The sequence below is a fragment of the Enterobacter sp. CM29 genome (genome assembly GCF_013179605.1).
Lineage (GTDB): Bacteria > Pseudomonadota > Gammaproteobacteria > Enterobacterales > Enterobacteriaceae > Enterobacter > Enterobacter intestinihominis.
This window is the reverse complement of sequence record NZ_JABMCU010000002.1, coordinates 61,403-76,334: the sequence shown is the minus strand read 5'-3', so window position 1 is coordinate 76,334 and position 14,932 is coordinate 61,403. Positions and strand designations below refer to the sequence as shown.

General features: G+C 53.3%; 15 protein-coding genes. 7 read left to right on the top strand and 8 right to left on the bottom strand.

The genetic code is table 11. The annotated features are described in order from the left end of the window. Both HP459_RS00715 and HP459_RS00710 read right to left on the bottom strand, forming a co-directional pair. A partial coding sequence (locus HP459_RS00715) for a carboxylesterase family protein (RefSeq protein WP_171935819.1) occupies positions 1-431 on the bottom strand: 431 nt, incomplete at its 3' end. Between the two features lie 42 nt (positions 432-473). Beyond that, the gene (locus HP459_RS00710) at positions 474-1,817 is read right to left on the bottom strand and encodes a VOC family protein (RefSeq protein ID WP_022648074.1); all 1,344 of its coding nucleotides are present in this window, start codon (positions 1,815-1,817) and stop codon (positions 474-476) included. 227 nt (positions 1,818-2,044) lie between these two features. Between HP459_RS00710 and HP459_RS00705 the strand changes: the two genes are divergently transcribed. Further along, positions 2,045-2,968, top strand: coding sequence for a LysR substrate-binding domain-containing protein (locus tag HP459_RS00705; RefSeq protein WP_038416030.1), 924 nt, complete (start codon positions 2,045-2,047; stop codon positions 2,966-2,968). A gap of 41 nt (positions 2,969-3,009) precedes the next feature. Here the strand turns inward: HP459_RS00705 and HP459_RS00700 are convergent, their stop codons facing one another. The 3 genes from HP459_RS00700 to HP459_RS00690 all read right to left on the bottom strand — a co-directional run bounded on the left by HP459_RS00700 (position 3,010) and on the right by HP459_RS00690 (position 6,287). Beyond that, a complete protein-coding gene (locus HP459_RS00700; RefSeq protein WP_171935818.1) occupies positions 3,010-4,701 on the bottom strand; it encodes a methyl-accepting chemotaxis protein in 1,692 nt (563 codons plus the stop codon). A gap of 159 nt (positions 4,702-4,860) precedes the next feature. Further along, positions 4,861-5,979, bottom strand: a complete 1,119-nt coding sequence (locus tag HP459_RS00695) for an S-(hydroxymethyl)glutathione dehydrogenase/class III alcohol dehydrogenase (protein WP_017693450.1) — start codon at positions 5,977-5,979, stop codon at positions 4,861-4,863. 32 nt (positions 5,980-6,011) lie between these two features. Beyond that, positions 6,012-6,287, bottom strand: a complete 276-nt coding sequence (locus HP459_RS00690; protein ID WP_003857256.1) for a metal/formaldehyde-sensitive transcriptional repressor — start codon at positions 6,285-6,287, stop codon at positions 6,012-6,014. A 243-nt stretch (positions 6,288-6,530) separates the two neighbouring features. Between HP459_RS00690 and HP459_RS00685 the strand changes: the two genes are divergently transcribed. The 5 genes from HP459_RS00685 to HP459_RS00665 all read left to right on the top strand — a co-directional run bounded on the left by HP459_RS00685 (position 6,531) and on the right by HP459_RS00665 (position 8,740). Next, complete coding sequence (locus HP459_RS00685) at positions 6,531-7,136, top strand: hypothetical protein (RefSeq protein ID WP_023300068.1); 606 nt, start codon at positions 6,531-6,533, stop codon at positions 7,134-7,136. A 186-nt stretch (positions 7,137-7,322) separates the two neighbouring features. Then, positions 7,323-7,595 carry a YqjD family protein gene (locus HP459_RS00680; protein ID WP_003857263.1) on the top strand — a complete coding sequence of 91 codons (273 nt, stop codon included), beginning with the start codon at positions 7,323-7,325 and terminating at the stop codon, positions 7,593-7,595. Between the two features lie 191 nt (positions 7,596-7,786). Then, positions 7,787-8,026 (top strand): regulatory protein YcgZ, encoded by a 240-nt coding sequence (gene ycgZ / locus HP459_RS00675; protein ID WP_003857265.1) that lies wholly within the window; start codon positions 7,787-7,789, stop codon positions 8,024-8,026. A gap of 112 nt (positions 8,027-8,138) precedes the next feature. Beyond that, positions 8,139-8,438 carry a hypothetical protein gene (locus tag HP459_RS00670; protein WP_045622789.1) on the top strand — a complete coding sequence of 100 codons (300 nt, stop codon included), beginning with the start codon at positions 8,139-8,141 and terminating at the stop codon, positions 8,436-8,438. Positions 8,439-8,476: 38 nt separating this feature from the next. Continuing rightward, positions 8,477-8,740, top strand: coding sequence for a biofilm development regulator YmgB/AriR family protein (locus HP459_RS00665; protein ID WP_022648069.1), 264 nt, complete (start codon positions 8,477-8,479; stop codon positions 8,738-8,740). 85 nt (positions 8,741-8,825) lie between these two features. Here HP459_RS00665 and HP459_RS00660 read toward each other — a convergent pair whose 3' ends face one another. Continuing rightward, complete coding sequence (locus tag HP459_RS00660; protein ID WP_171935817.1) at positions 8,826-10,283, bottom strand: EAL domain-containing protein; 1,458 nt, start codon at positions 10,281-10,283, stop codon at positions 8,826-8,828. A gap of 286 nt (positions 10,284-10,569) precedes the next feature. Here HP459_RS00660 and HP459_RS00655 point away from each other — a divergent pair, with 286 nt between their 5' ends. Beyond that, entirely contained in the window at positions 10,570-11,454 is an 885-nt protein-coding gene (locus HP459_RS00655) for a hypothetical protein (RefSeq protein WP_023300064.1), read from the top strand. A 33-nt stretch (positions 11,455-11,487) separates the two neighbouring features. On the opposite strand, the gene HP459_RS00650 is transcribed toward HP459_RS00655, so the two are convergent. Both HP459_RS00650 and HP459_RS00645 read right to left on the bottom strand, forming a co-directional pair. Continuing rightward, complete coding sequence (locus tag HP459_RS00650) at positions 11,488-12,663, bottom strand: HlyD family type I secretion periplasmic adaptor subunit (RefSeq protein ID WP_171935816.1); 1,176 nt, start codon at positions 12,661-12,663, stop codon at positions 11,488-11,490. Next, positions 12,660-14,825, bottom strand: a complete 2,166-nt coding sequence (locus HP459_RS00645; RefSeq protein ID WP_171935815.1) for a type I secretion system permease/ATPase — start codon at positions 14,823-14,825, stop codon at positions 12,660-12,662. Before HP459_RS00645 ends, HP459_RS00650 begins: the two co-directional genes overlap by 4 nt. Positions 14,826-14,932: the final 107 nt, after the last annotated feature.

The window sequence follows — 14,932 nt, the reverse complement described above, 5'->3', positions numbered from 1 at the left end:
AGGTGGCCGAGACGGTAATTAATTGTCACCACCACCGTACCGCGCTTCGCCAGTGCCCTGCCGTTATACGGAGGCAGACCGCCAGCGCCGAGTGTAAATCCTCCGCCGTGCAGCCAGACCATCACCGGAAGCGGATCGGCGCGTACGACTGGCGACCAGACGTTAAGGTACAGGCAGTCTTCAGAGAACTGGCCAGGATCGCCGCCGCCCAACTCCTGACAGCTTTCGCTGCTCTGCCAGCTGGAGGCGGAGAATGCCGTCGCCGGACGCACGCCATCCCAGCGTGCAGGGGGGCGTGGGGAGCGCCAGCGCCACGGGCCAACCGGCGGTGCCGCATAAGGAATGCCACACCACACATGGGTATCGCCTTCAGTAGAACCAATTAGTGCGCCCTGGCGCGTTTCAACCACAGGGGCGGAGGGATTTTCCATACCAACCTTCTTTTTCCATCACACCCCTGCAGAGTAACGGTTTCAGAGCAAACCGCAACGCTGTTTGCTGCGCGCTTCCGCCTCCTCGTAAAGCGTAAACTCGTCGTACACCGCACAGCCGAGCGCGGCTTCGAAGGCATTGCGGCTGGCATTGCCGTGGCTGCGCGCCTGCGTTTCATTGCCAAGATTCGACTGGAAAATCCCCGCCGCGCTGACGGGCAGAAAATCCTCATAGGTGATCGGCTGCGCCACAACCCAGCCGCGTTCGATCAGCGGCTGCGGATCGTCGCCGGGACGAAACGCGTGGCGATGCGCCTCACCTGTCGGAGTCAGACGGTAGCGGAAATAAGCCAGCCCCTGACGGCGCAGGAACATTTCGCTGTCCGGGAAGGTGCTGAAGATCTCGCGCAGGTGAAGCTGATGGGTCAGGTTGTCTTTGCCGGTCCCGGCCTGATTTAACAGACGGTCGTACAGCTCGCGCCCTTTCGGCGTAAGGGCCACGCCCCGCTGCTCAATCTCACCGAAACGCGCGGTATGCGTACCCTTGTGTTCTCCCGCGAAAAGCACCGGCTCTTCCAGCGCCTTAAAGCTGGTCTGGCGCAGGAGGATCGGCACCTCGCGGCGTGGCGGGCCTTCAATCAGGATTTTCGGCTCAATGCCGTACTTCGGCATCAGCTCCTGTACCCGGTCGATATCCAGCGTGCGCGGCGTGAGATGGTTGATATGGCACCCCGGGAAACAGACCACGTCGGCTATCAGGCGATGTTCGTTACTAAGCGCCAGATAGGTTTCCTGATCGACCGTCGCATGGCGATGCCAGCGGAAGGTTTCTAAGGCTTCCTGCACAAATTCGCGCGCCTGTGCCTCGGTAAAGTGTCCCTGTACATCATGCAGGTCGATCAGGTCCAGGCAGCGCGGCGTAAAGATGTTGCGCCGGGAGAGGATCTCTGCCGCCCTTTCGCGCAGCGCAACGTTTTCAATCAGCTCCAGGCGCAGCAGCGAGGTAAAAATGCGAAACGGATTACGGCAGAGCGCCGCATCGTCAGTCGGACGAAACGCCGTCGAGTGGACGGGGACGCCCGCCTGGGAGAGATCGTAGTAGCTGACCGGGTACATGCCCATAATGGCGAAGATCCGGCGCAGGGTGGAAAGCTCCTGCGCGGTGCCAACGCGGATCGCACCGTGACGTTCAACATTCAGGCGCGCCAGTTCGTCTGCATTTGCCAGTTGTTCATGTAAAAGTGGGTTATTTTCCAGAACCGCCAGGTTAACGTCCGCCACCAGTTCCAGCAAGGTGCCGTACTGCGGAACTTCCTGCTGGTACATCGCCGACATAGCCTGCGAAAAGTGTTCCCGAATATCATCAGCCGTGATGGTGTTCGCCATGATGTCATGCCTCCAGTGAATACTACCTGGAGTGTAGAGAAGCCCGTTCTTTTCGTTGGGAAGAATTTACAAATTGTGATCCAGGCAGACGAGTGGTCAAAGCATGGGCGTTTTCGAAAAACAGTTGTAACTCAAACAGATCAAATGTTAAAAATATTTTGCTATCAGGTTATCAAATTCAAACAACTTAACTTGTCACCCGCGTCGCTCTGTTTTTAACATCGCCTATGGAAAAAAATGGTCTGTTCAGTCAGCGCATACGCTTGCGCCATTTGCATACATTTGTGGCCGTCGCTCAACAGGGAACGCTGGGGCGAGCGGCTGAAACCCTTAACCTTAGTCAGCCTGCACTATCGAAAACGCTGAACGAACTGGAACAGCTTACCGGAACCCGTCTGTTCGACCGCGGCCGTCTGGGCGCTCAGCTTACGCTCGTAGGCGAACAGTTCCTGACGCATGCCGTTAAAGTTCTTGATGCCCTCAATACCGCCGGTCAGGCCTTAAACCGTAAAGAAGAGCAGGCCCGCGACATCGTGCGCGTGGGGGCACTGCCAACGGCGGCGCTGGGCATATTGCCTGCGGCGATCGGCCAGTTCCACCGCCAGCAAAAGCACGCCACGCTTCAGGTCGCGACCATGAATAACACCATGCTGCTGGCGGGCCTGAAGTCAGGGGAGCTCGATCTGGGCATTGGCCGGATGTCCGATCCGGAACTGATGAGCGGCCTGAATTACGAGCTGCTGTTCCTGGAATCACTGAAGCTGGTCGTGCGTCCGAATCATCCCCTGTTGCAGGATACCGTCACATTAAGCCGCGTAATGGAGTGGCCGGTGGTAGTTTCCCCGAAAGGAACGGTTCCGCGTCAGAATGCGGAAGCGTTGCTGCAAATGCAGGGCTGCACGCTGCCTTCAGGGTGTATTGAAACGCTCTCGGCGTCTCTTTCGCGCCAGCTGACGGTGGATTATGACTACGTGTGGTTTGTGCCGTCCGGCGCGGTGAAGGACGATCTGCGACGCGGCGTGCTCACCGCGCTGCCGGTAACCTCACCCGGCGCAGGAGAACCCATTGGGATCCTGACGCGGGTAGATGCCCCGCTCTCTGAAGGCGCCCAAACGCTGTTAAGCGCCATTCGTAAGTCAATGCCTCTCTGATCCTGAACGCAGAACCCGCCGCGAGGGCGGGTCTGTCTTACTCAGAACGTTTCCCAGTTATCACCTGAGACGGCCGCCGCCGGGGTTAAAGGCGCGGGTTTTGCTGCGGTTGCGGCGGCTGTAGTCCGTCCTGCGCGCGCCCCGTTGAGACGAAACGCGCCAACGGCTTCCGTCAGACGCGCGCCCTGCTCTTCCAGCGAGGCCGCCGCCGCAGAGGCTTCTTCCACCAGCGAGGCATTCTGCTGCGTCACCTTATCCATCTCGGAAATCGCCTGGCTCACCTGAACAATGCCGCGGCTCTGCTCATCAGACGCGGCCGCAATCTCCAGCATAATATCGGTGACGCGTTTAACCGCCTCGACGATCTCATTCATGGTATTGCCCGCCGCAACCACCTCCCCGGAACCCTGATCGATAAGCGACACCGATTCATTAATCAGGCTTTCAATCTCTTTCGCCGCGTTCGCGCTGCGGCTTGCCAGGGTGCGGACTTCACTCGCTACGACCGCAAAGCCGCGTCCCTGTTCACCCGCACGCGCCGCCTCGACCGCCGCATTGAGCGCGAGAATATTGGTCTGGAACGCGATGCTGTTAATCACGGCGGTAATTTCAGAGATCTTCTTCGAGCTGGTGGAAATATTACCCATGGTTTTCACCACGCCGGAGACCATTTGCCCCCCGCGGCTGGCCTTACCGGAGGCATCTTCTGCAAGTTTACTCGCATGATGCGCGTTATCGGCGTTTTGCTTCACCGTCGCGGTGAGCTGCTCCATGCTGGCCGCCGTCTGTTCGATGGCCGCCGCCTGCTGTTCGGTTCGGGATGAGAGATCGGTATTACCCGCGGAGATCTCGCTGGTTCCACGGTAAATCTCCTCCGCCCCCTGCCGCACCGTGCCCACGGTTGTCACCAGCGCCTGCTGCATTGTTTGCAGATCGCGCGTCAGGCGGCCAATTTCGCTGCGCCCGGTCGGTTCGTCCGGCATGGTTAAATCGCCTTTCGCGATATTTTCGATACGCGTAGCGGCTCGCTGAAGCGGGTTTATCACCGTACGGCGCAGCACCACAAAGGTGATCACCGCCAGCGCAAGCGCCAGGCCAAACGCGCCGAACATAAACATCAGCCCCAGCCGGGTGCGGGTGTGAGCCTGCGCCGTCAGTGCGTTGGCGCGTTCGGTGCGGATTTTTATCGCCTTCAGCAGCACCGCGTTATAGGCATCGTCCAGCGGACGCGCGGTCTCATTTTCATGGTTGATAATGGCTTCAAACATGCCGTTTTTGGCATATTTCAGCATCGGCTGCATACCGGCGATGTAGGCGTCATAGCGGGCTTTCAGATCGCCATCCAGCGCTTCATCAGCCTGAGTGCGAACGGTGCGCTTCATATAGGCGGCAAATCCATCCTGCGACTGCCTGATGCGGGTCTCAGCCTCAGCGATGTTTTGCTTCATCGCCTCCATCTCCGCGATGCGGCTCGCCGCCCCCGCGTGGATCATGTTGATACGGGCGGTGCGTAAATGGTTGGAACTGTTTGACAGACCGGTGCGCACCTGGATTTCTGCTGTGACATCCTGCTGATCGTTATCGGCCTGGAGCAGGAAATAGCCTGCCAGACCCGAGCTCAAGGCAAACAGGAGAATAATGCCACCGAGAATGGAGGAAAACAGCGGAACCAGCCGGATGTGATGCAAGAAACTCAGCTTGTGCTGCGCCTGCATCGATGTTGTGTTGTCCATGACCGTCGACTCTCTTATAGGTAAGATGCGTAAAAACACGCCTGTAAAAGAGTCATCGGCACAGCGGGGAATTAGATTACGCCTAAAAGCGCCAGACAGGTCACACTTTAGAGAAGATCAGGGAAGAAATGCCAGCGGGAAAAACCGCTGGCAGAATAATCAGTTGTCGCCGAAATGGATGACGGTACGAATGGATTTTCCTTCGTGCATCAGATCGAAAGCTTCGTTGATCTGCTCCAGCGGCAGGCGGTGCGTAATGAACGGGTCGAGCTGAATTTTGCCGACCATCGCATCTTCAACCATGCCCGGCAGCTGTGTACGGCCTTTCACGCCGCCAAATGCCGACCCGCGCCATACGCGCCCTGTCACCAGCTGGAAGGGACGGGTTTTAATCTCCTGACCCGCGCCGGCCACACCGATAATGATGCTCTCACCCCAGCCTTTGTGGCAGCACTCCAGCGCTGAGCGCATCACGTTGACGTTGCCGATACATTCGAAGCTGAAGTCCACGCCGCCGTCGGTCAGCTCAACGATCACGTCCTGAACCGGTTTGTCGTAGTCTTTCGGGTTGATGAAGTCGGTCGCACCCATCTCACCTGCGAGCTTAAATTTCTCCGGGTTGGTATCCACAGCAATGATACGCCCAGCTTTCGCCTGTACCGCGCCCTGGATGACCGCCAGACCGATCCCGCCCAGGCCGAACACCGCCACGGTGTCACCCTCTTTCACTTTCGCCGTGTTATGCACCGCGCCGATACCGGTGGTGACACCGCAGCCGAGCAGACAGACTTTATCCAGCGGGGCCTGCGGATTCACTTTCGCCAGTGAGATCTCGGCGCACACCGTGTATTCGCTGAAGGTGCTGGTCCCCATGTAGTGATAGATTGGCTCGCCGTTATAGGAGAAACGGGTGGTACCGTCCGGCATAAGACCTTTGCCCTGCGTAGCGCGCACTGCCTGACAGAGATTAGTTTTGCCGGATTTGCAGAACTTACACTCGCCGCACTCTGCGGTGTAAAGCGGGATCACATGGTCGCCGGGCTTCAGGCTGGTAACGCCTTCACCCACTTCCACCACTACACCGCCCCCTTCGTGGCCGAGCACCGCCGGGAATACGCCTTCCGGATCGTCACCGGACAGGGTAAACGCATCGGTATGGCAGACGCCGGTGTGAGTAATTTTGATCAGCACTTCGCCTTTCTTCGGCGGAGCAACATCAATTTCAACGATTTTCAGCGGCTGGCCTGGGCCGAACGCGACAGCTGCGCGAGATTTCATGATGTCTTTCCCTTGTTGTGAGGTGTGTGGGTTTATTTTAGATAAGAGCGCAGCAAATGGCCGACTTCCGCCATCCGCACTGCCCGCTGATCCGGGGTGGTCTCCCCCGTCACCAGCTCATCTTTGAGGTGAATTTCAACCATTTCACCCATCAGGCCATTGGCAGCACCGCGCACGGCGGCTATTTGCTGCAGAATGGCGAGACAGGGATCGCCCGACTCCAGGGCGCGTTCAAGGGCATCAACCTGGCCTCGAATGCGGCGGACGCGGGTCAGAATACGTTTTTTATCTTCGGGTGAATGCGGCATACGCCCTCCTGATACTATAGGGGGGTATGGTACCTCGTATGTTATTGCCCTGTAAACCACAAGATAGAGACGCTGCAATGAGCACATCGCCGGCAAGGAAGAAAAGATATTTAGGGTTTATTCTGGCCGCTACGAATCCTATTTAGCTCGTAATGTTAAAATTCAGCACTTATATGGCACGATGTGAACAGAAATAACATTCTCGTCACCTAACATACTGCTACAAACAAAATGGTGGTGTTAATGATTGTACTAAAGAGCTTTTTATTCTTTGTTGGCGCGGCGGTCGCATGCGCGCTTATTATACTTTGTCTTTGGGTTGATATGCGGTTTGTCGGCCATGATATTCCGGAATTATCACTGACCGAAATCATGCAGGAAACGGTATTAGCGACTATCGTGTTTCTCCATTTTCGTCTGGCGAAAATGGATGAATCCATGCGTTACTGTAATATACTGGTTGGCGGTTTTTTCCTGACGATGTTAATTCGTGAACTGGACGCGCTTTTTGACCTCATTTCTCATGGGAGTTGGGTGTGGTTCGCGCTGATTACCGCTCTGCTGGCTATAATTCGCCCCGTTATGCATTTTCGCACTACCCTGGAACAGCTGGCAAAATACACGCAATCCCCCTGGTACGGTATTCTGTTGAGCGGCCTGCTGGCTGTACTGGTCTTCTCCCGTCTCTTTGGAATGCAGGTGCTGTGGCACGCCATTCTGGAGCATGGCTATATGCGTGTCGTGAAAAACGCCGTGGAGGAAGGTTCGGAATCGTTCGGCTATATGCTGTGCCTGGCCGCATCCCTTGGCTATTACATTACCTTTCGCGCTAACGCACGAGAGAAATAGTCTCTTCCCGCTACGTAGACAGAGACGGCGAGGGAAATATTTATCCACTCCATCCTTAGGGCGTTATGGTGGACATGTAAGAAAGACATATCCTAAAAAGAGGTACTCAGGCGTCGATTTCAGCGAATTCTCTCTCACTCTTGCCATCAGCGTCTATCCTTAGACTATCAACAAAAGGAGGCTGGAATGTCTGATTTCGACACTGATAAAAATGCACAATACGCTGGCGATAAAGCCAAAAACAAACTTGATGAATTATCCGGCTCTGCACAGCAGCAGTTTGGTGAATTCGTTGATTCCCCTAAACATCAGGTGAAAGGTGCAGCGAAAAAATATGCTGCCCAGGCCAGTGATGCCGTCTCGGATGTTACTGAAGCCGTCAGAAATAACCCGTTAACGGGCTTAATCGCTGCGGGTGCGGTAGGCATCGTTCTGGGACTTCTGCTGGGACGGAAATAATTTCAGGCCCTCCGGGGCCTTTTCTATGCCCCACGTTTTTCTCCCTCTCTTCCCCCCTAATTTTGATAGTTCTTATGACAAATCCCCGAACCGCACGAAAAACTTGTACAATTTAGATGTACAGATTTGACCGGATAGTATAAATTCGATGCCAGTGATGTTACAAAATTGTTTGTCAACGGTGGAAAATTATGCGTCGCAACCATGCTCCCTCTACAGCAGAAAGCGCTATAACCTTGTATTTTAACAAGGATAACGTCCCAACACAGCAGGAAACCCTTGGTGCCATTGTCAGTGAGATCATCAAAGAAAATGTACAACTGAGCAGAATGACAATTTGTACAAAGCTGTTGCGCAGAATTGAAGAATCAACGTCTGACGTAGAGAAAGCGCACTATAACGGTTTAATAGCCCTCTTCTTCGAGCGTTAACCTGAACACTGTTTTTAACTTACTAAGTTAGTCATGCTGAGTGAGAATAGAGCATCTGGATGCGATGACTAACCCCATGCTACAGCCGCGTGTAGCAGAGTGAGATTAAGCTATGCATAGAACTAAATTTGAACGACTTAAGGATGACCTTATCGGTGAGGCCGTATTATCCATACTGAAAGAGAACGGACCTATTACCTTTGCGTCTCTTGCTAATCGCCTGCAGGCGATGGCTAACGTTGAATCAAATGATGAGCGTAAAAATGCATTGATTGCCGCTGAAGATGAAGTGCGCCAGCGTGTAACCGGCGTATCGCACGACCGGGGAAGAGTGATGGGCGATTATGATATTGGCCGCATGCGCTCTCTCTTTACTCACAACACGCTTCTGAGCCCAAATAAGAAACACTAATTTTAACCGAGACGGTGACCACCATGAGTAAAGCGACTATGCACCAGACGTATAATTTTGAAGCCCTGCACGATAAAGGACTGGCGGAACACTTTCTTAATGCTGGAAAGCATCTCAGTGGTGAAGTTGAAGTGTTAGGCTCGGCAATACGCTGTATTATGCTGACCGGTGACAACCTTTCGAATAAAGAGATCATCCTGCAACTGATTCACGCCCTTGAAATTACCGAGGAGCCTGAAGCCTGCGATGTCATTCGCAACACACTTGAAATTGTTGTCGGCTTTACGCGTGATGATATCTGAGAATACACTATTGCGACGGTGAGTGAGTGTTTTTTACTGGTGGTCGAATACTGTAGTCTGTCGTACCACCAGCATAGTGAAGCCGTTAACTAAATAGCCGTACCATTCGATCCAACTCTTCTTCTTTAACCGCGCGGGAAAGATAATAACCCTGGAATCGCTTAACCCCTAACGCGACAAGTTTTTCAAATTTTTCTTCGCTATCGACGCCTTCCGCAACGCATTCGGTCCCCGTCATGTCGCTGTAAACCTGTATCGCTTTAATAATGCTATAGTCTTTGTCGTTAGCTACAAAGTGCTCAACAATATCGCGATCAAGCTTTAGTCCATCAACATTAATCAGTCTGATGGGCAGCATAGCATGATATTTTGAAAAACAGTCATCCAGAAAAAGCCGACATCCCTCGGCGCGTAAACGCTGGAGTGTTTCGGGAATATTTTTATCCTTTGTTACGTCAATCGTTTCAGCTACTTCAAAGACCAGTTTCCCGGCCCACTGCGGTTTGAATAACATTTCGACGGCCTTTTTGGCCATCCCCGGCAGCGCGTTTCCCGAAGCAAGTTGAGGAGGAATGTTAACTGAAAAATAATATTTTCCATTGTATTTATTGATACCTGATACGGCCGCATGGATGACTAACGCCGTTAGCTTGAGCCATATTTCACTATTTTTTATCCCTCCCAGAAAATAGGCTGGCTTCAGGATCTCACCTTTTTTATGCCAGCGCAGCAGGATTTCAAATCCAACTCCTTTTTTATCACTATCAGTGATAATTTGATAAGCCGCAAAGATTTCCCGTTTATGTAACGCTTGTAATATATCTATTTCCGTTTCCGAAAACACTTTTGTTTTATTTTTTCCTGCACAAACCTCATCTCTGAAAACGCGAGAGTCGCTAAACCATACTCTGATAATATATAATTTACCCAAACCCACCTTGCGATGGGTATAAATAGTTTTATCTGACAGCCCTAACCTCTTACTCTGCTCTTTTATGGAAATACCCCGATAGAAATTCAGTAGCACGGTTAACTCGCGATGTGTTAACCCATGCAAATTTTTTTTACCCTCCTTGTCCGGTACGTTACGCAACAAGCGTGAAGGGCCAGCACGCTCATCTGTCTCATTTTTTACAAAGCCCATTATTTCTGTAATATTCTCTACCCTGATCGTGGAAAGCTTTTTTGTATTATTAACGAGACTTCTCAACGTTGCATTAAGCCATCGCTCAGGTAGTGCACCATACAGGGTGACCCTGCAAATCACCGGCAGTGCATTCAGAACGGATACCAAGCGCTTCAGGCTTTCAAGAAAAGTAGCAACGTCACGACCAAGGAAAACCGAAACCTCGGGCGATTGATTTTCCATCATTTCTTCAACGTCAACGGAACATATTTCATCCTCTTCAAAATGGAGTCGCGTGGCGTGTACGCCTCGAGATTTCAGAAGCAGGCTATACCCTTCAAAGGTGAAACCGCAGGCTGAAATAACAAACCGTTGCTTGTAGCAAGTACCTTGCACAGAAGGTAAATTTTGAGACATAACCTGCTCCTGAGAATACAAACATCATTCCCATATGTAATTAAAGCCAATATTCCTTGTCGCATTGAATAATTTTACCGCACCCCATTTGGTTAATAAACCGTTATCAATGTTATGCACATGAACATCTTTGCGTTAATCAACCGACTCATCCATATGCAGCATAAATATTATTTTCTTTTCATATAACAACAGTAACCAGGACTTTCTCAAGGTATAATGAAAATTCCGAAAAAGAAGTCCGGACACTTCTTCTCATCGGCTCAGACAAAAAAGAGAAAATGCTATGGATAATCACATCTCATCCAGAGCTTTGCTACATCGACGGGATGTCATTAAAAACAACCCGCGATTTAGTGAAGCTATAATAGAACACTACAGAATCAATGACGCCATTTATAAAAAACAACCCCTGTTCTACAAAACGATGCTTCAGGAATCACGGTTCAATATAATACTCTCAATATGTTGTTTTGTTTTTGGCAATCAGGCTGAGTCGGTCTCGGAGATTAAGGCACTGTGCTCACGCTATAATATCGCCAGCCCTAACAGCGTTATTGCGATCATCACCATACTTAAAACCACCGGGCGAATTAAGACCTGGCGCTGTACCGAAGATCGGCGAAAAACAAAAATCGCGCCTACGGAAAAAGGACTGGATGAGCTTAAACGCTATATGTCCGGGGCGTTCACGCCTGTTAGCATTCTTTATCCGACATTCAACATTAATGTTAATCTTCTGGACAATGACACACTCAGGCACAACTTTTTCCGGCGCGCCGCAGAATACCTTTTCCGCGGATTAACATTCAGTAAAGTACTTCCGGAAGTGGGTTTATTTATTGATAAGGATGGTGGCCGAATGATTATGCTCTATCTCTATTTGCAGGCCATTAAAAACAAAACAGCATACGGTGCCATAATAGCGTATTCAGCCAGCACACTTGCAAAAGAATTTTTCGTCTCGCGTATTCACGTCAACCGCATTATCAAATCGGCACAGGAGGCTGGTTATCTTAAAGATCGCGGCGATGGCCGGATGTCCATTTACCCGGCATTTATCGAACTTGTCGAAAATTATGCCGGTTTATATTTTGCCTATGTCACACATTACATCAATGTGGTGCCAAAAGAACGACGCCATGCTGTCAACATGACGTCTACACTCTGATCTGACGGGCGTTCGGCTTGCTGAACGCCTTTTTTATCGCTCGCGCAGCGCCTCTTTTGCCTTATTTAACGGTTTCAGCAGATAATCAATGACGGATTTACTGCCGGTTTTGATATCAACCGTAGCTATCATGCCCGGAAACACCGGGAATTCCTTGCCCTGCCGGTTAGTCAGATGGTTACTGTCTGTACGGATATAAACGCGATAATAATAAACATCCCGTTTCACCTCGTCCTGAAGGGTATCCGGTGAAATCATCGTCACCTCCCCCTCCAGCCCGCCGTAAATGGAATAGTCATAAGCGGTGATTTTCACCAGCGCTTTTTGCCCGGGATGGATAAACGCGACATCGCGCGGCGAGATTTTTGCTTCTATCACCATCTGGTCATCAAGCGGTACCAGGCTCATCAGTTTGCCGTTCGGCGGGATCACCCCGCCAACCGTCGTCACGTCAATGTCTTTCACGATGCCACGCACCGGCGCATTAAACGTTAAGCGGGTGAGTGAGTCTTCGCGCCCTTTCATCACCGAACGCTGCGCTTCGATTTCCGCGTTCGCTTTCGCCAGTTCTTCGCGGGCGCGAACGTAGTACTGGTTTTTCATCTCGGTGATTTTGCTCTCCAGCTCATTTTTTTGGCGTTCAAGGCGTAAGACTTCGACCTTACTGGCCGCCCCCTGCGTCACCAGCGGGCGCGTTAATGCCAGTTCACGCTGCACGAGATCCGCTCCCTGGCGTAAACCCGCCAGCCCTTTTTCAAGGCTTTCGCGACGAGACTGGTAAAGCGCCGTTTCCTGTTTAACCAGCTCAACGTCGTCATCCAGCTCTGCCGGGAATGTCAGCCCGGTGTCGTTCACTTCAGCATTCAGACGCGCGGCTGTCGCCATCGCAGCATTTAATCGAGACTCGCTCTCAAGCACGCTGGACTCGGTTTTCGTCCGGTCCAGTTGGGCAAGCTGTTGACCACGCTCGACGATATCGCCTTCGCGCACCATCAGAGTGTGGATAATCCCCCCTTCCAGGGACTGGATCACCTGCTCATGGGAGGACGGGATCACCTTGCCACTGCCCGTAGTGACCTCATCCAGCTGGAACAGGCTGGCCCAGGTAATAAACACCACCAGCAGGGCAAACAGCGACCATGCCACCAGCGACGATCGCGGCAGGCGGGGCTCCTTCAGTCGGCTATTAAAGCGGGAGAAATCATTCATGCCACGCCCTCCGTTTTCAGTTTAACCGTGCGCTGCGGCGCCTGCTGCGGGGCCATTCCGTGCTGGTGTAAAATGGCATCACGAGGGCCATCCATCACCACTTTGCCGTTTTCCAGCACGATAATGCGGTCAACCAGGTCCAGAATCGGCAGACGATGCGTCGCCACCACCAGCGTCCGGCGCTTACCGAGCCACTGGTGCAGATGCTGGATAAACTGCTTCTCGCTGACCTCATCCAGCCAGGCAGTGGGTTCATCCAGCAGCAGAATATTCGGCGAGGTGATCAGCGCGCGGGCCAGCAACAGCGCCTGACGTTGCCCGCCGGAAAGCCCCATTCCGCCCTCGTTGATGATGGTGTTCAGCCCCATTTTCTGCTTGCGCACAAACTCCAGCGCGCCGCTATTGACCAGCGCCTGATGGATTTCCTCGTCTGTCGCCAGCGGATTACCCATCAGGATGTTGTCGCGTACGGAGCCGAAGAACAGCCTCGCCTGCTGACTGAGCAGCTGCATATCGCGGCGTACGTCAGCCGGGTCAAGATGATTGAGAGCAATATCGTCCAGCAAAATGCTGCCTTGCTGTGGCTCCTGCATTCCCGCCAGCAGGTGCAGCAAAGTGCTTTTCCCCGAACCATTACGCCCGAGCACCGCCACGCGCTCCCCGGCGCGAATGCGCAGTTTGCTGACGTTCAGCACGGTGAGCTTCTCTTCTTCGTCGTAATAAAACCCGACGTCGTCCAGCTGATAATCACCGCGCAGGTGGGCTTTATGCACTTTTTTGCCGTGCTGGGGATCGTCAATCGGACGCTGCATCAGGTCATCCAGTCCCTTGCGGGCCACCTTTGCTGACTGCCAGCGGGAGAGCACGCCGGAAATCTGCGACAGCGGCGCAATGGTGCGGGACGCCAGAATCGAGGTGCCCACCAGCGCACCGGTGGTCATGTCGCCGCTGATGACCAGGTAACAGCCCACCAGCAGCACCACGGCGTAGACGATAGATTGCACCTCCTGGGTCCAGGTCAGCAGCAGCCCCGTCAGCCAGCGCTGTTTCATGCCGACGCTGGCGGCAACGTCATTGGTGTTATTCCACTGGTTCTGGAACCGCTGCTCGGCGCGCATCAGCTTGATGTCCTCAAGCCCCTGCACCGCTTCCACCAGCGTGGCGTTACGAATCGCCGATTCACGCATCCCTTCGCTGGAGAGTTTTCCCAGCGGGCGCTGCACCAGCAGGCCGGGAATGAGCAGCAGCGGCACGGCCAGCAGCACCACCAGCACCAGCGGGCCGCCAATCATCCACAGAATGAAGACGAACAGCAGGAAGAACGGCAGATCGGAGATGGCTGCAATGGTGGTGGAGGTGATCAGCTCCCGCACCGACTCCAGCTCGCGGATCTGGGCGATAAACGACCCGGTCGATTTCGACCGTGCGCCGTTTTTAATCCGCAGGGCGTGGGCAAACACGCGCTCGGAAATACGCAGGTCGGCGCGTTTCCCTACCACATCCGAAATATGCACCCGCAGCATGCGCATGATGAATTCAAACACGATAGCGATCATCACGCCCCCAAACAGCACCCACAGCGTGGCCTCCGACTGGGACGGCACCACCCTGTCATACACCTGCATGGAAAAGACCATGCCGGAGAGCGCCAGCACGTTGGCGACCAGCGCCACCAGCATAATGTCGCTGTAGCGACGCCAGTCTTTCAGCGCCAACTGCCAGAACCAGTTTTTCTCATAGGGTTTGATGTAATCATCCACGCGCGCATCCGGCGTGGACTCCAGGGGACGCAGCACCATCAGCCCTTTTAACCGCGAACCGAGTTCGTCACGCGTCAGCGTCGTCTCCAGGCCGCCGTCGCCGCTGAACTGCACGCTGATGTTCCCTTCATTGTCCATACGGTTGATGACCGCGATTTGCCGGCCGGTGAACTCCGCCAGCAGCGGTAAGCGCCACGGGTCGAGCGATACGGCTTCCGCCGCTACCCAACGCATCCCCAGCCCAAGCTGGCGCGCCATCTCCTCCAGCACCAGCTGGCGCGAAGACTGGCTTTCATGGTTAATCGTGACCCGAACATGCTCCGCCGAAAAATCCAGCCGATAGTGCTTAGCGATGATGAGCATGCCCTGCAACCAGGGTTCGTACTGTGGATGTGTCTTCATAATGCTACGTCCTGTTCAGGGCGATGATTTCGCACTGAAATGATACCTTTGCGAGATGATTAGAAATCGAACGTTACCTAAACGAGCCCGCAAAATAATCTTGTGAA